This window comes from Halorubrum ezzemoulense DSM 17463 (assembly GCF_002114285.1).
In the GTDB taxonomy this organism is placed as follows: Archaea; Halobacteriota; Halobacteria; order Halobacteriales; family Haloferacaceae; genus Halorubrum; species Halorubrum ezzemoulense.
Map to the genome: position 1 here is coordinate 1 of NZ_NEDJ01000040.1, position 21,914 is coordinate 21,914.

At 63.7% G+C, this 21,914-nt stretch carries 18 protein-coding genes, 1 pseudogene and 1 CRISPR repeat array; of the genes and pseudogenes, 12 read left to right on the forward strand and 7 right to left on the reverse strand.

Annotated elements, in window-relative coordinates; translation table 11 throughout:
- The 8 genes and pseudogenes from B9H04_RS18120 to udk form a co-directional block, all read left to right on the forward strand.
- A pseudogene (locus tag B9H04_RS18120) lies at positions 1-95 on the forward strand (IS5/IS1182 family transposase); the annotation flags it as partial.
- A 107-nt stretch (positions 96-202) separates the two neighbouring features.
- Positions 203-367, forward strand: coding sequence for a hypothetical protein (locus B9H04_RS18735; RefSeq protein WP_155120044.1), 165 nt, complete (start codon positions 203-205; stop codon positions 365-367).
- Between the two features lie 305 nt (positions 368-672).
- A complete protein-coding gene (gene cas6 / locus B9H04_RS11440; RefSeq protein ID WP_080508600.1) occupies positions 673-1,446 on the forward strand; it encodes a CRISPR-associated endoribonuclease Cas6 in 774 nt (257 codons plus the stop codon).
- A 76-nt stretch (positions 1,447-1,522) separates the two neighbouring features.
- Positions 1,523-3,661, forward strand: coding sequence for a TM1802 family CRISPR-associated protein (locus B9H04_RS11445; RefSeq protein WP_248648659.1), 2,139 nt, complete (start codon positions 1,523-1,525; stop codon positions 3,659-3,661).
- Between the two features lie 2 nt (positions 3,662-3,663).
- Positions 3,664-4,713 (forward strand): type I-B CRISPR-associated protein Cas7/Csh2, encoded by a 1,050-nt coding sequence (cas7b, locus tag B9H04_RS11450; RefSeq protein ID WP_080508601.1) that lies wholly within the window; start codon positions 3,664-3,666, stop codon positions 4,711-4,713.
- Positions 4,710-5,474 (forward strand): type I-B CRISPR-associated protein Cas5b, encoded by a 765-nt coding sequence (gene cas5b, locus B9H04_RS11455; RefSeq protein ID WP_049932506.1) that lies wholly within the window; start codon positions 4,710-4,712, stop codon positions 5,472-5,474. The genes cas7b and cas5b overlap by 4 nt, the downstream gene beginning before the upstream one ends.
- A 48-nt stretch (positions 5,475-5,522) precedes the next feature.
- Positions 5,523-8,093, forward strand: a complete 2,571-nt coding sequence (locus B9H04_RS11460; protein ID WP_085682723.1) for a CRISPR-associated endonuclease Cas3'' — start codon at positions 5,523-5,525, stop codon at positions 8,091-8,093.
- A 101-nt stretch (positions 8,094-8,194) separates the two neighbouring features.
- Positions 8,195-9,148: direct repeats of the CRISPR family, unit length 30 nt; unit sequence GTTTCAGACGAACCCTCGTGAGGTTGAAGC.
- Positions 9,149-12,125: 2,977 nt separating this feature from the next.
- Complete coding sequence (gene udk / locus B9H04_RS11465; protein WP_049932649.1) at positions 12,126-12,845, forward strand: uridine kinase; 720 nt, start codon at positions 12,126-12,128, stop codon at positions 12,843-12,845.
- Positions 12,846-13,266: 421 nt separating this feature from the next.
- Here the strand turns inward: udk and B9H04_RS11470 are convergent, their stop codons facing one another.
- Complete coding sequence (locus tag B9H04_RS11470; protein ID WP_049932507.1) at positions 13,267-14,649, reverse strand: DEAD/DEAH box helicase family protein; 1,383 nt, start codon at positions 14,647-14,649, stop codon at positions 13,267-13,269.
- 49 nt (positions 14,650-14,698) lie between these two features.
- Here B9H04_RS11470 and B9H04_RS11475 point away from each other — a divergent pair, with 49 nt between their 5' ends.
- Positions 14,699-15,661, forward strand: a complete 963-nt coding sequence (locus B9H04_RS11475) for an alpha/beta hydrolase (RefSeq protein ID WP_085682722.1) — start codon at positions 14,699-14,701, stop codon at positions 15,659-15,661.
- Between the two features lie 106 nt (positions 15,662-15,767).
- Positions 15,768-16,223, forward strand: a complete 456-nt coding sequence (locus B9H04_RS11480; protein ID WP_049932512.1) for a cupin domain-containing protein — start codon at positions 15,768-15,770, stop codon at positions 16,221-16,223.
- Between the two features lie 57 nt (positions 16,224-16,280).
- Here the strand turns inward: B9H04_RS11480 and B9H04_RS11485 are convergent, their stop codons facing one another.
- Positions 16,281-16,730, reverse strand: a complete 450-nt coding sequence (locus B9H04_RS11485) for a universal stress protein (RefSeq protein ID WP_049932514.1) — start codon at positions 16,728-16,730, stop codon at positions 16,281-16,283.
- Between the two features lie 81 nt (positions 16,731-16,811).
- Here B9H04_RS11485 and B9H04_RS11490 point away from each other — a divergent pair, with 81 nt between their 5' ends.
- The gene (locus tag B9H04_RS11490; RefSeq protein WP_049932515.1) at positions 16,812-18,410 is read left to right on the forward strand and encodes an amidohydrolase; all 1,599 of its coding nucleotides are present in this window, start codon (positions 16,812-16,814) and stop codon (positions 18,408-18,410) included.
- A 97-nt stretch (positions 18,411-18,507) separates the two neighbouring features.
- Positions 18,508-18,759 (forward strand): hypothetical protein, encoded by a 252-nt coding sequence (locus tag B9H04_RS11495; RefSeq protein WP_049932517.1) that lies wholly within the window; start codon positions 18,508-18,510, stop codon positions 18,757-18,759.
- Between the two features lie 18 nt (positions 18,760-18,777).
- On the opposite strand, the gene speB is transcribed toward B9H04_RS11495, so the two are convergent.
- From speB to B9H04_RS11520, 5 genes are all read right to left on the reverse strand, one after another.
- Entirely contained in the window at positions 18,778-19,608 is an 831-nt protein-coding gene (gene speB / locus B9H04_RS11500; RefSeq protein WP_049932519.1) for an agmatinase, read from the reverse strand.
- A 6-nt stretch (positions 19,609-19,614) separates the two neighbouring features.
- On the reverse strand, positions 19,615-19,992 hold the full coding sequence (locus B9H04_RS11505; RefSeq protein ID WP_049932521.1) for a translation initiation factor IF-5A: 378 nt from the start codon (positions 19,990-19,992) through the stop codon (positions 19,615-19,617).
- A gap of 48 nt (positions 19,993-20,040) precedes the next feature.
- Complete coding sequence (locus B9H04_RS18125; RefSeq protein WP_139835080.1) at positions 20,041-20,223, reverse strand: hypothetical protein; 183 nt, start codon at positions 20,221-20,223, stop codon at positions 20,041-20,043.
- Between the two features lie 171 nt (positions 20,224-20,394).
- On the reverse strand, positions 20,395-20,679 hold the full coding sequence (locus B9H04_RS11515; protein ID WP_049932525.1) for a hypothetical protein: 285 nt from the start codon (positions 20,677-20,679) through the stop codon (positions 20,395-20,397).
- Complete coding sequence (locus B9H04_RS11520) at positions 20,679-21,848, reverse strand: aminotransferase class I/II-fold pyridoxal phosphate-dependent enzyme (protein ID WP_049932526.1); 1,170 nt, start codon at positions 21,846-21,848, stop codon at positions 20,679-20,681. Before B9H04_RS11520 ends, B9H04_RS11515 begins: the two co-directional genes overlap by 1 nt.
- Positions 21,849-21,914: the final 66 nt, after the last annotated feature.

Consider the following 21,914-nt stretch of genomic DNA (forward strand, 5'->3'; position numbering starts at 1 on the left):
GCTTCGCCGTGCGAGCGCGGTCATGGTTCCGTGAGTTCCGCGAAATCGCGCTGATGTGTGTCGTCTATAACATCAAACGCTTCGTCAAACAGTGAATCTCTCCGCCTTACAGCGATTCAACACGGCCACTCGAGGAGAAGGCCAAAAGACAAAGCAGGTAGCACACGCGGAGTGTCCGTCTCGACCGAACGGACATCGACACGTGTACTACTGGGAGTCTTTATCAGATCCCGAAGATGCGGATTACGTGAAAGTCGACGGGAAAGAATTTGAGCCGGAAACGCGAGAGGCGCTTGACGGAGGACGTGACGGAAGTGGGGACAATACCGGCGAATATGGCTCGTGGGTACCAACAGGTACAGACTGACCATCACTGAGTTATCTCAGCAACCAAATCGCACGGTACCCGCTGGCAGTCAGATGACGTCGGTCGTGACGATTGGACCTGATTTTTCGGACGCGCTTATGGCGCGTGCGATCCGACTCCAGAGAGCGACGCGTCTCTGCCCAGTCTATCGATTCCGGGCGTCGATGATCGTTCCGAGGGGCCGTCCCGAACGACCCGCTCACGCCGGCGTCTCGTGGCCAGAAACATGTAGTATCGCAGCAAGTTTTAATATCTCACTCATGGGACGCATCAGACGTGAGTGTCAATTCAGGTGAAATTCTCAGATGCGGTTGTTAGCACGGCTTAGTGCCCGCACAGACGCCGCCTATGACCACACGTATCATCACAAACTCAGGGGACGTCTTTGGAGGGGTCTCCAAGACACTGAGTACGAAGAGTATCATGACGAGAATCGTCCCGTTGGGATGGTCTACAGTAACCCATTTCCGCCGGGCAACATGTCCGAGGGTGACGAGAAAACCCTGCTTGTAGCCGCACCACAGGAAGATCTGCTCGTGGCTATCGCTGAGGACCTGATGAACGATCGGGAATTGAACATCGGTGAGATGCCCTTCCACATCGATGAACTGATCAGCCTTTCACCTGACGTCGGTGAGCCCGGAACGACTGGAACGATTGAGACGGGGACGGGGCTTCTGGTGCGGATCCCTCCTTGGCGAGCTGAAGAGTATGGGATCGAAAAACGGGGGGATCAGGCGATATACTGGCGACCGAAACACTCGATGGAGCCACTTCGGACTCAACTCGAGAATAACCTCGACAAAAAGCACCGGCTGTTCTGTCCGGATCACCTCCCCGGACCATCGGACAAACAATATCCACTGTTTGATGATTATGAGCTCATCAAAACGTTCTCAATTCCAGTAACTGTTTCACAGGAAACGGAGCTCACGTACGTCCTCAGCAAGTGGCGCTTTGGATACGAGGTCCGGGACGACGATCACCGACGTCATCTAAATCTCGCGCTGGATGCTGGTCTCGGCGAACGAAACGCGCTCGGATTCGGATTCGTCAACATCACCGATCATGACGAGTAACGACGTAGAGACAGCGGTCAGTCGGTTACAAAGTCGAATCCCCGCATCATTGTACGAAGTTGCGTGGCAGTACTCAATGTTCGACTGGTACAGCTCAAGACAGTCGACTGCGCTTGACTTCGACCTTGATCCGGAGCATCTGGCTTATCTGACGCCGAGTGCGAAAAGCAGCCTGTTCGGTGAACCAGACAGTCTCGTAGTCGTGTATGCGGACCTGTCTGATCCAGATTCGCCGCATCTGCGACCGGATGAGGCGGGTGGACCCGTTGAAATCACGACATACACTGAAGACGATCGGTTCCGAGTGGGTCACGCCTACCCAGAGAGCAAAACGAGTAGCATGACAGACTACTCAATTACGACTCATAAGAACGCAGATGCCCATCATATCGCTGGTCTCCGCGACGATGCGTGGGGTACAAACAATATTCGAGATCGGTTCACTGGCTGGGCGCAGTCGGAGTATGCCGAGGCTGTTCTCGACGACGTCGACGGTGCGGAACACGAAATTCTTAGCGCACTTACAGAGCTTGGTGAGGATCAGAATGCGATGGAGCGGCTGTCGGATTCGTTCCTCAATCTGGTCTCCGACGAGGAAGAAGAGATTGATGCGCTGATTACGGTTCGAATCAAGCTCCCGGGCTCTGACGACTGGAAATTCCCTGGAGAGATACCGATTCTAAATGAGGTAATGCGAGCGAAGAAGGCCGATCGACTACAGAGTATTTCTGTCGAGGAAGCCAGTGGAGAAGGGACTGGGTTCGTCAGTAACAACGACAGTACGGTTACTGGCGGTTCTCCGGGTCTCTTCGGGATGTACGGGAAGAAACAACGAGAGCACTTCGCTAACCTCGACACCAAAGGTAGTTCAGCATGGCGGGCGCGACCGCTTGAGTTCGACACGGCGGCTGCGGTCGCCTCTGCGGGATCATTGTTTGATGACTTCTCTCGCGGGCTCGGTAGTAGTCGCCGGCTGTATATTCTCCCGTATCTCGCTGCTCGCTTCAGCGAGATCGAAGAGGGAACGTTCGAATGGTTCTACGACCGGATATATACCCGACTCCGTGACGCCGATTCCGGTGCCGAAGGGTCGTTTGATGACACCGCAGAGGACCTGTTCGCTGAAGCCGATCGAGTAAACGACTACGCAGACGCGGAGAACGACTCACAAACCGAACATGACGTCGCGTTCAGTGCTCGCTCGGACGCGGCGTGGGATAAGGTTCGGTTCGCGGTTGTCCATCAAGTCTCAGGTAACCCAGACCGAGTGTTCTTCAACACGCTTGATGGTGTTTCACCGGCTGTTCAATTGGAAAACGCGCATAACCAGATCACCGGATCAGCCGCGTTTGACAGCGATGGGATATTCAACGACAGTCCGAAACCCGAATCAAGCCCGCTGCTCGGAAGGGGACTCAGCCTCGTCCGATACATCCTGTATGGCGGCTACTTTCGTCGAACGACAGAACCGACCCGAAGCAGTCGAGAGGCGAGCGAAACTCCCGGTGCTGGCGATATTGATGACAGCCGAATGCGGCGTGTTCGAAACCTGCTCACCGAGACACGAATCGACTCCACGTCACTGCTGGAGGAGTATATCCACCAGCTCGTACAGGATCAAAATGAGCAGTTCGGGAACGATAACGGCTACATCTCGTTCCCGAAGCGGAGCGTCGTTGAACAGTACGCTCAGATCCACGCCTTAGCGACGATGGGCGTGTTGGACACGAAAAAAACGATACCGTTCACTCACGCACACATGCCAGACGAATTCGAAGATAGAGACGCACGACTGGATGACTTCATCGCCAACCACGGAGCCCTCTCGGGAGATGCCGAGCAGGCAGTGTTTACTCTCGGTGGACTGGTTGGACGGATATCGGCGTTCCAGAGCTACGAGAACGTCTCGTCTACGCTCATTCGGCGGTACCCGGTCGATTACCTCACAAAACAGACGATCAAGGAGGTGACGAAGGAAGTCCTCCAGATGAACAACTCGTACGCTGAGGCCGAGGAGAACCGCTCGTATCAGACGAACTCACGGTACACGACCCGGCTAGCCGATACGATGCTCTCGGCGGATCCGCAGTCGTGGCGGCTTACCGAATCGGAACTACAGTGGCTCTACAGTCTCGGAATCGCGTATGGGCTGAGTGATTCGAGCCTGTACGAGGAGGAAGAAGAGACCGAAGACGAAGCTGAAGCCGAGGCCTGATCATCATGTCCGACACAATCACAGCCGACCTTGACGGTGACGACAGCGTGGAGAATCGCTCCGAGATTGTCTTCGCTTACGACGCAGAAGACACGAACCCGAACGGAAACCCGCTCTCTGCGAACGACAAGCCACGAATCGACGAGACGACCGGTGCCGCAGTCGTAACAGACGTCCGGTTGAAACGCTATATACGCGATCAACTCGACGACGACGGGTACAGCGTCTATATTCAGAACCCGACGAAGAGCGACGCCGACTCGGTACTCGATCGAGACGATCTGTTCTCGGCTGTCACCGGAATCGATGAGGAGGACCTTGGAGACATGACCGGTAGCGAGGCGGCGGAAAAATTCCTCGCGAACGCAACCGATGTCCGGTACTTCGGAGCAACATGCTCCTTCAGCAGCGACTTCCAGAGCGAACTCGGTGACGGCTTCCCTGGTCAGTTCATCGGTCCGGTACAGTTTAGCCACGCTCGGAGTCTGAATACGGTAGTCCAGAAGAGCGAGTCGAAGCAGCTTTCCACAGTCGTATCCAGCGGCGGCGATGCGGAGCAGGGAACCTTTGCGACTGACAACCGTCTTCAGTACGCGTTTGTCCCCTTCCACGGTGTGGTTAATGAGATCGGGGCGAACGACACACTTCTTAGCCAGACGGACGTTGAGCGACTGGACACGCTTCTCTGGCGTTCTCTGAAGAATCAGACGTTAACTCGGTCGAAGATGGGCCATCAACCACGTCTCTACCTCCGCATTGAGTACGCCACAGATGCGTTCCATATCGGTACCCTCGACGACGGACTCGAATTGGTTCAGGAGAAACGCGACGCTGAACTTCGAAACATCACCGATGTGGTTCTCGGCGTCGATGGTCTGATCGGTGACCTCGATGAATACAGCGACCACATCGAAGCCGTTCACGTCATTGCTGACCGGCATCTGACTGTTGAGGCCAACGGCGAGACAGGTGGACCAGACCACTTGGTTTCGGCATTCGAAGACGCGATCGGCGCTGAGTCAGTAATGGAAGTCGACCCGTATGGGGAATGAGCACGACTGATCTCGACGTCGTCGGGAGAGAATCGCTCTCGTTCACGGTTCGCGGTCCGTGGGCACACTTCCGACGGGTCGATGCTACAACGGAGAAGTTGACCTACCGGGTGATGCCACGGACAACGGTCGCAGGGCTGTTGGCCGCAGTCCTCGGGGAGCCGCGGGATTCGTACTACGATACCTTTTCGAAGGAGACCTCGGCGATCGCGATCACACCAGAGTGTGAACTCCAAACTCAGTCGATCCCGCAACTCACTCTTCCGACGAAGGGTGGGAATATCAAGACAGCCGACGGAGTGTCGGGGAAGACAGTCGTTGATCCCGAGGTGATCGCTAAAGAGCGGAAGCGACGGACATTCGAGTACGTCGTCGACGCGGCGTACCGGATCGATCTGGTGCTCGACGACACGGAAACCTTCGAGCGTGTGGCCAAATTCTTGGAGTCGGGCCGATCGACTTACACGCCGTCACTCGGGAAAACGGAGTGCCTCGCAGACATTACCGATGTTACTCGATCAACAGTCAAGGACGACGGCAATCCCGAAGAGGTCGACTCGACAGTCCCTGAGGAACACGTCGTTCCCACTCCGGGAGAACCACTTCGCATGGAGCGCACGCCAGCGTATATGGAGGCAGATGCCGGGGGGCGGAAGACGACCGGCTTCGTCTCATATGCGTTTGCTCCCGCAGATCAGACGTTGACGGCGCCGTCCGCACCGGTTCGGTCCATTAACGGGCGATCAGTCTGCTTCCTGTAGATGGATACGTCACCCCTTTCGAGACACACGGCGCGCCCTGGGCAGAGCATGGAGGAACATCTCCGAGGGGTTGAACAGCGTAGTCAGGCCCTGATATCAGGAGCAGGAACGACTCCATACGATGACGACTGGAATGAACTCGTATCGGCAATCGCGTGGCTCCACGACATCGGAAAGCTGACCGAGTACTTCCAGACCTACATCGAAACGGGTGACCGGACTGCTGTAGACGACCCACAGCTGACGTATCACGGGACGTTCGGCGGACTGGTCGCATCAGTGGCGCTCATGGAACGTGGGCTGAGTGCGGAAGCGACGGCTGCCGGCTTCTACGCCGTCACCAAACACCACTCAGTACTCGGTAACTTCCACGACCAGATCGGTGACTACCACGTCCGTAACAAAACGCGCGTTGACGACACCTACGAACTCGCTAGTCAGCAACTCCAGAGTATCGACGAGATAGCACCCGACGCTGCCGACGTCGTGATACGGAAGGCGACTGACGGTGCGTACAGTTGGGACCGCTTTGTCGACGACGGGACCGGCCGATCGCGTGAAGTACTCCAAACACTCGCTGACGTCATCGAGGACGACGAGTGGTACGGGTGTGCGCTTCGAGCGTGGTCGACACTCGTCGCGGCGGACAAGATGGATGCGAGTGGGCTCGATGCCGACGAGAGTGCGCCATCCGAACGGCCGTCGACCGACAGGCTCACCAATCATGTCCGATCGTTGTCGACGACAACGCTCCCCGACGGGGCCACGGTAGCGGAGTACCTCGACCACCCAGACAGGGATCTTCCCAATCAGACCGCGTCTCTCGAACAGCGACTCGGAGCGATTCGCACTGCTGCGAACAGTCGGGTAACGGAGCGGCTACAGGACGGCTACCAACGGGGCGAACGAACGTTTGAGTTGACGTTGCCGACGGGGTTCGGCAAAACGTACACCGGACTCCGTGCCGCCCTCGACCTCGCAGATGTTCGTGACAGCCGCGTCGTCTACGCCCTGCCATACACGTCGATCATCGACCAAGTCGACGAGCAGGTGCGGGGCGTGTTCGGTGTCTCACCGCAGGACTCCGCGTACACGAAACACCACCATCTCGCCGACACACGAACCGCTCTCGGAAGTGGCAACGATGCGGGGGAAAGGTACTCTACGGGCGAAGAAACCCTCCACGCGGAGTCGTGGCGTTCTGGCTTGGTACTGACGACCTTCACGCAGCTGTTCGAAAGCGTGGCGGGGCCGGAGAACGTCCAGTCGACGAAACTGCCCGCGCTACAGGACGCCGTCGTCCTCGTCGACGAGCCGCAGGCGATCTCGATGGACTGGTGGGGCCTGATCGGCCGGCTGGTCACCCACCTGACGGAGGAGTACGACGCGACGGTTGTGTTCATGACCGCGACGCAACCGCGACTGCTCGACCGCCTTCCGTACGCCCCAACGCCCGAATCCCTAACCGATCTCAGCGCGGACGCCGTCGACCTGATCGCGGACTCCCCGCGAGTCGAGTTCAGGCTACATGAGAGCCTCACTGGTCACTTCGACGGAGACCGTTCGCCGCTTACTCTCGCTGACGCTGCGACGGAGATCGACGCCGCGACGACTGGTGAGACGGACGCGCTCGCGGTAGTGAACACGGTCGACTCCGCCGCGGAGTTATCAGAGACGCTTTTGGGAGACGGGACCGTCGCTCTCGGCTCAGAGCTGTTATCCTACTGGCGCGAACGCGACACTCGTGGCTTCGAACCGATCGAATACCTCAACCGGGTCGCAGCGTGTCATCCCGATCCGGAGACGATCGTAGCGACGCTCACCACCCGACTTCGTCCTCGCGACCGGACAGCGTTGATCGATGTGATCGATGCGATCCTCGACCCAGATGTCGATACCCCGTTCGATTCGATCCCGACGATTACCGTCTCGACTCAACTGATCGAGGCCGGTGTCGACCTGAGTTTCGATCGGCTGTACCGCGACTACGCGCCGTTGCCCGCAATCGTACAGGCAGCGGGTCGGTGTAATCGGCGATTCGGTGGCGATCCGGCACCGGTCACGGTCTGGCGGCTCGACGGGCCAGAAGACACGAACTATATCCCGAGTCAACAGATCTACGGTGACCGATCGTTACTTCGGCCGACACGGACAGCGATCGGCGAACTTCGTGACGAGATCGGCGGCAGCGAGCTGCCGGAGTCGGTGGTCATCGATCAAGGAGTGAGTCGGTACTACGACGCGCTCCACGATCAGCGACGGACGGAGTCCCGATCCGATGACCTCGTGGAGGCGTTCGACGAAGCGTGCGGCGAGGCGCTTCGGAACGCGTCGCTGGTTAGTTCGGACTACCCGACGCGGGACTACCTGGTGCTGATCGACGATGTCGAGTCGGAGACGTATTCTCAGTATCGTGAGGAGCGTGACGACGGCCGCTGGAGTCAAGCGCGGGCGTCGTTCCAAGCGCTCAAGCAGACGCTGGTGTCGATCCCCGTTTCGGGGAGCTCGGAGAACGACGCTCCAACGGCGATCACCGTTTCCGAACGGGACGAGAGGTACGATATCGAGACGGGCCGGGGAGTGATCGAGGAAACGGTCCAAACCGATACCGAGGTCTGATCGACCATCGATCCCCCGGGGATACTCGACTATTGAGGGTCGACGAAAACACTCATCTGTGATCGGACGGGTTAGCAGGTATGTGCCCTGAATCGGGCATGGTTTCAGACGAACCCTCGTGAGGTTGAAGCTCGGCGAAGGTGCCAAGGTACTGCTGGCCGCGGGTGGTTTCAGACGAACCCTCGTGAGGTTGAAGCGACCACGACACGGAAGTCGTCTCGACCGATCCGTTGGTTTCAGACGAACCCTCGTGAGGTTGAAGCCTCGTACCGCCAGTAGTTGCCGGCCGGCGCGGGCTCGTTTCAGACGAACCCTCGTGAGGTTGAAGCCGAGTCCGATCCGTCAACTCATCGGGCGTCTCTGCGGTTTCAGACGAACCCTCGTGAGGTTGAAGCGTGTCATCCTGCGGCTTCGCGTTCGTGAACGTCGCGTTTCAGACGAACCCTCGTGAGGTTGAAGCGTCTCCGAGACGTGTTGGCTATTGATGTTCACCGCGGGTTTCAGACGAACCCTCGTGAGGTTGAAGCACCTGCCCGGACGTGAGCGCGGTACGAATGGGCGCGTGTTTCAGACGAACCCTCGTGAGGTTGAAGCATCCAGCTTGCCGTGGCGGCGTTCGGGATCACGAAGGTTTCAGACGAACCCTCGTGAGGTTGAAGCGCCGCGAGCGCCGAGTGCGTCCTCGAGAACGGCCTGGTTTCAGACGAACCCTCGTGAGGTTGAAGCAACCGTGGGTATCAGGGGTTCATCGACCGGGACAAGTTTCAGACGAACCCTCGTGAGGTTGAAGCGGGATTAACGGAACGGATATTCGGACCTTGAGGGAGTTTCAGACGAACCCTCGTGAGGTTGAAGCTACTCCGGGATCGGGCCAGCGATGCGTCTCTCGGAGTTTCAGACGAACCCTCGTGAGGTTGAAGCTGCGGCCACGTCCCGTGCTCACCTACACGTACAACACGTTTCAGACGAACCCTCGTGAGGTTGAAGCTTCACGCACACGTACGACTGGTCGGGCCACGACAGCGTTTCAGACGAACCCTCGCGGGGTTGAAGCATGGCCCAATGGGTCGCGTTCGACGCGGAGCGTGAGTTTCAGACGAGCCCCTATGGGAGTTGAAGCTTGACCGTCGCCGCCGGGATGTCGTTGCGGATGGTTTCACACGAACCCGTTGTGGGGTTGAAGCGGCCTCGGCCTGCGAGGGCAGCACGGCGTCGTGGCGCGTTTCACACGAACCCGTTGTGGGGTTGAAGCGGGCTCCGCGTGTGGGGGCTGATCACCGACGTGGGGTTTCAGACGAACCCTTGTGAGGTTGAAGCCGACCTTCGCATTTCCGTATCGCCCCTTGATAAACTGTTTCAGACGAACCCTCGTGGGGTTGAAGCGTCCTTGCGTCGGAGGTAGACACGCCACGCTACGGTTTCAGACGAACCCTCGTGGGGTTGAAGCCGTCTCGTCAAACACGACATTACTCGGGTAGCGGGTTTCAGACGAACCCTTGTGGGGTTGAAGCTTGAAGGGGCGACTCCGGAGTATCGCTCGGACTATGTTTCAGACGAGTCCTCATGGGGTTGAAGTTGCCACTCGTCGAGCGGGGCGAACAGCGTCGTCTCGTTTCAGATGGACCCGTTGTGGGGTTGAAGCGCGTACGCCAGCGACAACGGCGTCACCGTGACGCTGGTTTCAGACGAACCCTTTGGGGTTGAAGCCCGCCGGCGCGGTGCGACACGCGTGAGGACGGCGAGTTTCAGACGAACCCTTGTGGGGTTGAAGCATCGAGGGCACGTCGCGGGCGACGATCAACCTCGCGAGTTTCAGACGAACCCTTGTGGGGTTGAAGCACGGAGACGGTGACACAACGCGGCCGGCGGTACGCGTTTCAGATGACCCCGTTGTGGGGTTGAAGCTTCGTGAACGGGCAGTTCCGCGCCGGCTTCGAGTGTGTTTCAGACGAACCCCAGTGGGGTTAAAGCGACATGTACGAGCTCGAACAGGCCATGCGCGAGCGTTCCAGACGAACCCTCGTGGGGTTGAAGCCGCTTTCGCATCGCCCGCTCGTTCATCCGCTCAGACGGTTTCAGACGAACCCTCGTGGGGTTGAAGCCACGACGAATCGGGTGATACTGTCTACCCCTACTCGTTTCAGGCGCACCCTCGTGGGGTTGAAGCAGTCGCTCAAGCCCATTATCTAAGACCTTTTGCCCATAGTTCCAGACGTACCCTCGTGTGGTTGAAGCTCGACCCGCAGCCGGTAACGCTCCGAGTCGACGAGGGTTTCAGACGAACCCCTGTGCGGTTGAAGATTGATTCCCACGTTCACTTCACGTGGGTTGATATCGGTTTCAGACGAACCCATTGTGGGGTTGAAGCGCGTACGGTGCGAGCCGCGCGATCTCGTCGCCGAGTGTTTCAGATGGACCCGTTGTGGGGTTGAAGCAGGACAAAGGCGTAGTCCGCCTTTTCCATGCCGTGTTTCAGATGGACCCGTTGTGGGGTTGAAGCAACTCGGCCGCGAACAGATGCTCGCTGGCGGCGCGGTTTCAGATGGACCCGTTGTGGGGTTGAAGCGACCAGTTCCTTCGCCGGAACACCGTCAGGAACGAGTTCCAGACGAACCCCTGTGTGGTTGAAGTGTTTAAGTCAACGATGAGACTCAGTGGGTGAACCGTTCCAGACGAACTCTCGTGAGGTTGAATCTACACGCTCGGCAAAGAAACGACATGGCAACGGTGGTTTCGGACGAACCCTCGTGGGGTTGAAGCCCGTCACCGTCGCTATCAATGTCATTGCCCTTGTGTTTCAGACGAACCCTCGTGGGGTTGAAGTATGATCATGTTCAACGCTGGCGCGGTGCTGCTCGAGTTTCAGACGAACCCTCGTGCGGTTGAAGATCGGGGATCCACGCGGTGTCGAACCGCGGGGATCACTGGTTTCAGATGGATCCGTTGTGGGGTTGAAGCATCGGACTTGATGGGCCAATTGAATGGCAAGGCACGTTTCAGATGAACCCTTGTGGGGTTGAAGAAGCCATTACTGGATGGCCATTCGCGTCCGACAGGTCGTTTCAGATGACCCCATTGTGGGGTTGAAGCCATGGCGGTTAGACCCGGTCGCAGGTGTCTGCGCTCGTTTCAGATGGACTCCTTGTCGGGGTGAAGCGAGCTGTTCGGCACCTCGGTGCTGGTGATCCCGGCGGTGTTCCAGACGAACCCTCGTACGGTTGAAGCAAGGAAAACGAAGCGGCGATCAACAACGCGATCGTTTCAGGTGAATCCTGTGAGGTTGAAGTGTCGATAAGCCGATCACCCGCGATTACGACGGCGGTTTCAGATGAACTTTCGCGAGGTTGAAGCCGACCTTCGCATTTACGAATTACGCCGCGATTATCGTTTCAGACGAACCTATTGTGGTGTTGAAGCGAGCCGCACGGCGACCCTGCCATCAGCATCTCTAACAGTTTCAGACGAACCCATTGTGAGGTTGAAGCCCGTGCCACACACGCAGATGCGGCCCGACATCGATTTCAGACGACCCTTGTGGGGTTGAAGCTTCGTCCCAGTAGTCGATGTGATCGACAATACGAGTTTCAGACGAACCCTCGTGCGGTTGAAGCTGCTTCATGACGAGCGGCTTCCCGTTATCGTCCGTCAGTTTCAGATGAACTCCTGTGAGGTTGAAGTATAGTGCTGATCCTGGGCGCAATCACGCTTGTGGTAGTTACAGACGAACGTTTGTGCGAGTAGGGCGGTTCGCGACGCGTAGCGACCCCATTCCGGGTGCCCCCTTCTCTGCGCGGCGTCTTCGGTTGCTCTCGGTGTGGCGGGTTTTGCGCCGAGGCGTACATCACCTCTCGCCCGCACGCGAGAGACGCGCGTGTCTCTGGCGTCTGTGGCGTGCGGATTGATCAGCGAAACGACCCCCCGACCATCTCGGTCGAGGGGTGGATAATCGTGAGTGCTGTGCGAGGCGGGGGCGGTTCACAGGCGTTTTCACGTCGCCCGGTGTTCGGTCGGGTATGAGTGGACGTGAGACAGATGAATAACGATACGGCGACTGGGCATATTCCCTCGTTCGTGATCGGGATCGCGGGGGGGACGGGCGCCGGGAAGACGACGGTCTCCCGGCTCGTCACCCGCGACCTCGGCGACAGCGTCACCCGGATCCCGTTGGATAACTACTACGAGGACCTCTCGCACCTCGAGTTCGAGGAGCGCAAGGAGGTCAACTACGACCACCCCTCGGCGTTCGAGTGGGAACTCCTCAGGGAGCACCTCGAAGCCCTCCTGGAGGGCCAGTCCGTCGAGATGCCGCAGTACGACTTCGAGATTCACAATCGGAAAGACGAGCGGATCACTGTCGAACCCACCGACGTCATCGTGCTGGAGGGCATCCTTGCGCTGTACGACGAGGACATAAACGACATGATGGACCTGCGGCTCTTCGTCGAGACCGACGCCGACGTGCGGATCCTGCGCCGGATCCGCCGGGACGTGATCGACCGCGGCCGCGACCTGGAGGGCGTCATCGACCAGTACCTCTCGACGGTGAAGCCCATGCACGAGCAGTTCATCGAGCCCTCGAAGAAACACGCCGACGTGATCATCCCGGAGGGCGCCAACAGCGTCGCGGTGAACCTCTTAGAGGAGAAACTGCGCGCCGAGGTCGAGGGCGACGCGGTCAGGAGTTGGGAGCGCGGCAGCCTCGAATCGGAGCTGGGCGAGAAGCGCTCGCTCGACATGGACGGCGACGATTAATCAGTTCGAAACGGTGGGTCTCTGGGCGTGGACGCCGGAGCGACGGTATCTGTCGCCGAAGCCCGTTCGTTTGCTTATAAACCGCTGCTCGTAGATCGACGCTGAACGCTTCCTAAGCCCCAGCCGCGAGGACGCCGTACGCTCGCTGCGGTCCTCGTCGCTCGTGTTGCTCGCTCCTGCGGTCCTTACGTCGCCTACGGTGTCCTCGCGGCTGCCCCTTTGAGTCCCGTCCCGCGACCGCACCTCACGCCTCCCCAGCCTCGCCGCTCGCTCCCTCCGGTCGCTCGCGGCGTCCCTCGCGCGTGCTCCTCGCGGCCGCCTCCGGCGGCCACTTGGAGGCACGCGCCACCGCACGGTCATTTACAAGCGATCGTCGCAGCCGCTCACGGGCATTTAACCGTCGTATCTCGACCGTTCCGGCTCATCGCCGCCGGCTCGCCACCCGCTCCTCGGCGGTCTCGGCGCTGACGAGCTCGTACAGCGTCGCGCGGCCGCCGTCCTCCTTCGGGCGGAGCACGCGGCCGAGCCGCTGGGTGAACTCGCGCTCGCTGCCCGACCCGGAGAGCAGGACCGCCACGTTGGCGTCCGGCACGTCGACGCCCTCGTCGAGGACGTTCGCGGCGACGACCCGGCCGTAGGTGCCGTCGCGGAAGCGCTCCAAGATTTCGCGGCGCTCCTTCGCGCCCGTCTCGGCCGTGATCGCGGGCAGCAGGAAGCGCTCGGAGAGGCGGTAGACGAGGTCGGTGTGGGCCGTGAACACGATCACGCGGTCGTCGCGGTGGCGGTCGAGGATCTCGGCGAGCCGCTCGACCTTGCGGTCGGCGTTCATCATGACCTCGCGGGCGTCCTGCTTCGCGAGGAGCGCCTCGCGGGCGGCCGGGTCGTTGCCCGAGCGCTTGACCAGCTCCTGATAGTCGCTCCCGCTCGAAAACGTGATCCCCGCGTCGCGGACGTACTCGACGAAGGTGCCCTGTTTCTCGTCGTAGCGCTCGCGCTCCGCCTCGGTGAGCTCCACCTCGATCCGTCGGATGTCGTAGGGGGCGAGGTGGTCGCCCGCGAGGTCGTCGACGTCGAGCGCGTAGACGCGGTCGCCGACCAGCTCCGCGACCGCCTCGTGGGCGCCGTCCGGGCGCTCGAAGGTGGCCGTGAGCCCGAGTCGCGCGGGCGCGGCGAGGAGGCGCGCGGCGTCCCGGTACCCCTCGCCACCGAGGTGGTGGACCTCGTCGAAGACGACGAACTCGAAGGCGTCGCCGACGCCGTCCGCCTTCAGGTACGCGGAGTCGTACGTCGACACCGTGATCGCCTCCCGGCGCTGCTCGCCGCCGCCGAACCGGCCGATCGGGGCGTCGAACTCGCGCTCCAACTCTCGTTGCCACTGGTCGAGCAGGTCGACCGTGGGGACGACCACGAGCGTCGGAACGCCGAGTTCGACCATCGCGCGGATCGCGATCACGGTCTTGCCGGCCCCGGTCGGCAGCTCGAGGACGCCGCGGTCGCCGGCGTCCCGCCACGCGTCCAACGCCTCGCGCTGGTACTCGCGGAGGTCGTAGTCGGTGGCGAGCGCGTCCGGGAGCCCGGCCTCGCTCGCGGCGCGCGCGCTCGCGTCGAGGACCCGGTCGTCGACTGCGACGCCGGCCACCCGGAGCGCCCGCCGGAGTTCGGCGTAGCGGTGGGCGGGCGCCCGGCCGGTCCCGGTTCGGGGGTCCGTCTCGACCCCGGGCAGCGGCGGCAGCGCGTCGGGCGCGAGGTCGCCGTCCGCGTCGACCCGGATCGTGCCGTCCTCGTAGGTCAACCGGACGTCCATCGTCCCGAGTTCCCGTCCGACTTACAAAGGCCCACCGCCTCGGTCCGCCATGCGCGCGGACGAACTCGACCCCGACCTCGCCGCGGCGATCGCCGAGATCGAGTCGCTGGGCCTGCCCGCGTGGAGCCATCTCTCGGTCGATGCCGCCCGCCGCCTCGAAGACGACCTGTTCTCGGGACCGCCCGAACCGCCGGTGGCCGACGCCCGCGACCTCGCGTTCGACGGCCCGCACGGCGAGGTGCCGGTCCGGGTGTACCGCCCGGCGGGGGCGCCCGACCCGATGGGCGCAGGGGGCGACCCGCCGGCCCGCGCCCTCGTCCACTTCCACGGCGGCGGCTGGACGCTCGGGACGCTCGATTCGGTCGACGGGATCTGCCGCGAGCTCGCGGTCCGCGCCGACGCGGTCGTCGTCTCCGTCGACTACCGGCTCGCGCCAGAGCACCCGTTCCCCGTCGCGGTCGACGAGGCGACCGCGGCGCTGGAGTGGGTCACCGAGACGGCGGACGCGCTGGGCGTCGATCCCGACCGGACCGGCGTCTCGGGCACCAGCGCCGGCGGCGCGCTCGCGGTCGCGGCGTCGCTCCGCGCGCGCGACGTCGGAGACGCGCCGACGCCCGCCGGGCAGTTCCTGCTGTACCCGATCGCCGGCCGCGACTTCCAGCCGGACCCGTACCGGGAGAACGCGGACGGCCCGCTGCTCACGCGCGAGGACATGCGGTGGTTCTACGAGCAGTACCTGCGGAGCCCCATCGACGCCGCGAACCCGTACGCGGTCCCGCTGGAGGCGACGGACTTGGGGGACCTCGCGCCCGCGACGGTCGTCACCGCCGGGTTCGACCCCCTGCGCGACGACGGCGTCGCGCTCGCGGACCGGTTCGAGCGCGAGGGAACGCCGGTCGAGCACCGTCACTACCCGGCGATGGCGCACGGGTTCTGTAGCCTCGCGGACAGGGTGGCCACCGCGGAGACCGCGCTGTCCGCGGTCGCGAGCGACGCGCGATCCCGGCTGTGATCGGTCGCCCGAAGCGTCGTCCGCCGACCGGTCCCGTCGGACGGCGGCAAGGGGAAATCGCGGCGCGAGGTCAAAGCATAACTCTCGCGAGGCCGTGTCCGTAAGTATGGAACGAGTCTCTATCGACGAGGTCGAGCCGAGCGCCCTCGGAAGCGACGTGGACCGCCGGGGGCTGTCGGAACCGCTCGGGGCGACCGACGTGGCGCTCAACCGCTACCGCCTCGATCCTGGGGAGCGGTTCTCCGGCGGGCTTCACGCTCACATGGACCAGGAAGAGATCTTCGTCGTCGTCGAGGGGGAGGCGACGTTCGAGACGATGGACGGGGACGTGAGCGTCGGCGCGGGCGAGGCGGTCCGGTTCGCGCCCGGCGAGTTCCAGTCGGGCAAGAACGACGGCGACGAGCCGGTCGTCGCGTTCGCACTGGGCGCGCCCCGCGACAGCGAGGACGTGCGGATCCTGCAGGAGTGTCCGGAGTGCGGACACGAGAACATGCGGGCCGTTCCGAGCGACGACGGGTTCGATCTCCGGTGTCCGGAGTGCGGCGCCGAACTGGAGGGCTGACGCCGTCGAGGCGAGCGCGGGAGACGGGAGAAAACGGAGTCGGAGCGGCGTCGGGACTCAGGCGTCGACGGTCGTCTTCACGATGCTCACGGGCGCGGTCGACTGCCGGGAGACGCGCTCAGTGACGGAGCCGAGCATCCGGCGGTAGTCGCCGGAGCGCGTCTTCGACCCCATCACCGTGAGGTCGACGTCCTCCTCGTCGGCGTAGCGGAGGATCTCCTCGTGCGGGACGCCGTAGCGGAGGGCGGTGACCGCCTCCACGTTGGCGTCGCGGGCGAGCGAGGCCACCGCGTCAAGCGACTCGCGGCCGGTCTCTTCGAGCGTCTCCTCGGCGCCCTCGGCGCCGTCGACGAACTCGTCGCCGGAGTAGGCGTTCACCACGCCGCTGTCGACGACGTAGAGGACGTGGAGCGTCGCGTCGTAGCGGTCGGCGGCGTCGATCGCGTGGTCGATCGCGCGGTCGACGCCGACGCTGCCGTCGGTCGGGAGGAGCACGTTGTCGTACATACGCGGCGGTTCGTCGAGCGACCGAATAAATCGGTCGCCGTTTCCCGAACGGTTAACACGCTGTGTGCCCCCCGGAGTTCCATGACCGAGGCCGCGGACCGGATCTTCGTGAACGGGGAGGTACACACGCTCGCGGACCCGGATTCGGGCGGCGACGCGGTCTGCGAGGCCGTCGCCGTGCGCGACGGCGAGATCGTCCGGACCGGGCGGACGCACGACGTGGAACTGCTCGCCGGCGTCGACACGGACGTGGTCGACCTCGACGGGCGCGTCATCCTCCCCGGGTTCGTCGACGCGCACACCCACCTGACCACCGTTGGCCGCTACCTCCTCCACGCCGACCTCTCGGCGGCCGACTCCCCGGACGGGGCCGTCGACCTACTGGCCGAGCGCGCGGCGGAAGTGGAACGCGAAGCGAGCGAGGTGGAGGACCCCGAAAGCGACGACTGGGTCCTCGGCTACGGTTACGACGAGTCGACGTGGGACGACTCGCGCTACCTGACCCGCGCGGACCTCGACCGCGTCTCGACCGAGCGCCCGGTGGCGGCGTTCCGCGAGGACATGCACGTCGCGGCGGTCAACGGCGTCGCGCTCGGCCGCTTCGCCGACGCGCTCGCCGACGCTCCCGACGAGACGGTGCCCACGGACGACGACGGCGATCCGACCGGCGTCCTGCTCGAAGCCGCCATCGACCCGATCTACCGAGCGGTCGAGCCCGGCCCGGCCGAGACGCGCGCGGTCGTCGAGGCCGCGCTCGACGGCTGCGCCGCCCGCGGTATCACGGGCTTCCACGACATGGTCCGCGACTCGCACGCGCCCCGGGTCTACCGCGACCTCGACGAGTCCGGGTCGCTCACCGCCCGCGTCCGGATCAACTACTGGAGCGACCACCTCGACGCGGTCCGGGAGGTCGGCCTCGCGACGAACGCCGGGAGCGATATGGTACGGACCGGAGCGATCAAGTCGTACACGGACGGGAGCTTCGGCGGCCGGACCGCGCGCCTCTCCGAGCCGTACGCGGACGCGCCAGACGAGACCGGGCAGTGGGTCGTCGATCCCGACGAGCTGGACGAGGCCGTCGCAACCGCGACCGAGGCGGGCCTCCAGTTCACCGCCCACGCGATCGGAGACGAGGCCGTCGACGCCGTCTTGGACGCATACGAGCACGCCTCCCGGACCGACGCCGGGGAAGCCCGTCACCGCGTCGAACACGCCGAACTGGCCGACGACGACGCGATCGAGTGGCTCGCGGAGACCGGCGTCGTCGCGAGCGTCCAGCCGAACTTCCTGAAGTGGGCGCAACCCGGCGGTCTCTACGAGGAGCGACTGGGATCCGAGCGCACCGCCGAGACGAACCGCTACCGGGACATGCTCGACGCGGGGGTCCGGCTCGCGTTCGGCTCGGACGGGATGCCGATGGACCCGCTGTTCGGGGTTCACCACGCGGTCAATGCGCCGGCCGAATCTCAGCGCCTCACCGTCACCGAGGCGCTGCGGGCGTACACCCGCGGCGCCGCGTACGCCGGCTTCGACGAGGACCGGCTCGGGACGATCGAGGTGGGGAAGCGGGCCGACCTCGTCGCGCTCGACGCGTCGCCGTGGGAGCGCGACGACGCGATCGACGATATCGACGTGGCGCTGACCGTCGTCGACGGCGACATCGTGTTCGACGGTCGGTGAATCGGCGGCCGAGGCGCGACCCTGCCGGAACGCCGAGAAAGCCGCAATCGCTGCCAGAAAACAGCAGTTATTAATCATGTAGTTCTAATCTGGGAGCATGACAGAGATAGCCGTCGAGTACGCCGCGGGAAACCGTCTCCGCTCCGAGGCCGAGACCGCCCGACGACTCATCGACGCGTACCTCGGTGACCGGCCCGACGTCGACCGCGTCACCCTCTCGCCCTCCGGCGAGTCCGTCTTCTGCGTCAGCGTCGAGGGCGACCGCATCTGGTGTACCGACACCCGCGAGTGGATCGACTCGATGGAGGCGGTGACCGCCGCGCGGCGCCGCCTCTCCGAACTCTCGTAACTCGCCTCGAGAACCCGGTTACTCGGTCGTTGCGGCCGCGTGCGAGTACGCGAACTCCCGCAGGAGCTTCGCGGCCAGCGCCGCCGCCTGCCCGTCGTCCCGGTCGTTCACCTCGACCGCGTCGAACCCGTCGGCGCGCGGCGCGACCGCGCGGACGAGGTCACGGACGGTCCGCGGCGCTACCCCGAACGGTTCCATCGTCCCCGTACCGGGAGCGTAAGCGGGGTCGAGCCCGTCGATGTCGACGGAGCAGTAGACCGTCTCCCCGGCGAACGCGTCGCCGTCGAGACCGTCGACCCACTCGCGGGCGTCTTCCGGCGCGACGACCTCCACGTCGGCGTCGGCCGCCCGGTCCCACTCGGCCTCGGACCCGGTCCGCGCGCCGACGATAACGGCGCGGTCGACGCCGAGGTCGTCGAGACACCGGCGCGTGACGCAGGCGTGGTTCAGCGGGTTCCCGTCGTATGCGTCCCGGAGGTCGAGGTGCGCGTCGCAGATGACGAGCGCGTCGGGGTCGACGGCCTCGACCCCCGCGTGCGTGACCGTGTGTTCGCCGCCGACGAGGAGCGGGACCGACTCGTCGTAGACGACGCTCCGCAGTTCGGCGGCGAGGTGGTCGAGGTACGCCGGCACGTCGTCCCACGGGCGCACGTCGCCCGCGTCGTTGACGCCCAGCGCGGAGAAGCGACTGTCGGTGCGGCGGTCGTAGTCGTCGTACGTCTCGGCGAATCGCCGGACTCGGTCCGGTCCGAACCGGGTGCCCGGCTGAAACGTGGTCGTGGCGTCGAGCGGAGCGCCGACGACCACGTAGGAAGCAGCTTCGCGGTCGGTCGTCGCCCCGGGGAACATCGCCGATTACCCGATGATCTTCCGTTGGCCCTCGTAGTCGAGGTACTCGATGTTGTCGTCCGAGGAGAAGTCCTCGCCCTCGGGGATGCGCATCGTGAACGTGTCGTAGGTGTCTAAGTCCATCACCTGAACCTCGTCGCCGCTGACGTTGACGACCTGTCCCTGCTTGCGCTGAATGATCGGGACCCACACCTTCGCGTCGACGGGCTGCGAGAGCGAGCGCTTCTTGTCGTCGAAGACGCCCTTCCCTTCGACGCGGGCCTTCGCGCTGCCGTGTTTACCGGGTTTGGCGGTGCTGTAGTGGTTGATCTTACAGGGCGCGTCGTCCATCATCACGTAGCTGCCCTCCTGGAGTTCGCGAACCTGCTTCTGCTCTCGCGGCATGTCCGCCAATTTCCCCGGCGCGGGTATAAACGGTTTGGAATGCCGCCGCTACCCGGCCCGAGACGGCGTCCAACCGCCCCGACGGCCCGCGGCGTGGTCGGGTACGTCCTCCGCTCGTCGGACGACCGAGTCGATCGCGTCGCCGACGACCTCTCCGGCAACGCCGGCGCGCCGATACGCGATGACGCCGACGTTCCGGCGGCCGCGTGCCTCCACGAGATCGCGACGCACGCGGACGGCGACCTCGGCGTTCCCCCGGTCGACTGGGGCGACGCGGTGACTCCGCGAGCGGCGGCGGGTCCTCCGGGGCGGCGGGCGCCGCCGCGGCGACGTAGCGACCATGACGGCGGCGACGTGGCAGCCGCGACGACCGCGGCGACCGAACTCGTCCCGAAAGCGAGCCTACGGGTCGAGCTCGTCCACGTACTCCTCCGGCTCCTCGTCGTCGTCGACGTTCCCGTCCGGCGGGACGAGTTGGCCCGTGTACAGGTAGCTGACGACGAACATGACGATGAAGCCGACGCCGACGGCCGCGGTCGTCCGCACGACGAACGGGATGTCGTTATAATAGAAGTACCGGTCCGAGACCGCCATGGAGACGAACGCCACCAACAAGATCTTCTGCTCGTCGGTGGGGTTGCGGACGAAGCCGACTACGTCGTTTTTGAGGTCGCCGAACACGCCCATCAGGCGTCACCCCCGTTCGTCGCGGCCGAGTCGACCGTCGGCGCGTGCTCCTCGATCACGCCGCTCACCCGATCGAGGCCCTCTGTCAACTCCTCGGTCGGGAGTCCGAACCCGATCCGGAATCGGTCCGGGAAGCCGAACAGATGCCCCGGTGCGAGGACGACGCTCGCCTCCTCGACGACCGTCCGGCAGAACGCCTCCGCGTCCGCGAAGCCGTCGGGGACCGTCACGAACGCGTTGACCCCGACCGGGTCGAGCCAGTCGAGGCCGTGGTCGTCGACCCACGCCGCGACCGTCTCGCGGTGGGCGGCGGCCAGTTCGCGGTTCTCCGTCAGGATCTCCTCCTCGGATCGCCCCAGCGCCTGCTTAGCGACGTGCTGGCCGAACAGGCTCGGCGAGATGGTCGTGTAGTCCTTCCAGCGCCACGCGCGCTCGACGACCGGCTCGGGACCGGCGATCCAGCCGAACCGGAGGCCAGCGAGCCCGTACGCCTTCGTGAGGCTGGTCGTGGAGATGCCGTGCGCGCCGTAGCTCGCGACCGGCGGCTGCGGGTCCTCCGCGAGCAGGCGGTACACCTCGTCGCAGAGCAGGTATGCGTCGCGCTCGACCGCGACGTCGTACACCGCCCGCATCGCGGCCTCGTCGTGGTACTGCCCGGTCGGGTTGTTCGGGTTGTTCACGACGATCACGGCCGTGTCGTCGCGGGCCGCGTCGGCGACGGCCTCCGGGTCTAACTCCCACTCGGGCGGCTCCAGTTCGACGTGGGTCACGTCGCCGAACGCGTCCGGGACGGCGTGGAGCGCCTGGTACGTCGGCGTGACGACGACCGCGTGCGTGCCGGAGCCGACGCCCGACGCGTCGGGGTCCGAGGCGCCGCCCGCCCCGTCGACGGGGGCGTCGTCGCCGAGCAGCGAGAGGAACGTCAGGAAGTTCGCCTCCTGGGTGCCGCAGGTGAACAGCACCTCGTCGGCGGATCGGTCGTAGCGGTCGCCGACGGACGCCCGGAACTCCGGGTCGCCGTTCGTCGGGATGACGTAGCCGAGCTCCCCCGGATCGAGGTCGAACCGGCTCGCGTCGAGCGACCGGATGCCGCTTTCGGCCAGCATGATGTCGGCCTCGTGTTCGTACTCCGCGAACCAGCGTTCGAGGCCGAACGGGTCGATGCGCATACCCCTCTTCGGGCGGGCGCGAGGTTAGGTGCTGTGGTTGGCGACGTCGTCGCGGACCGCTCCGGC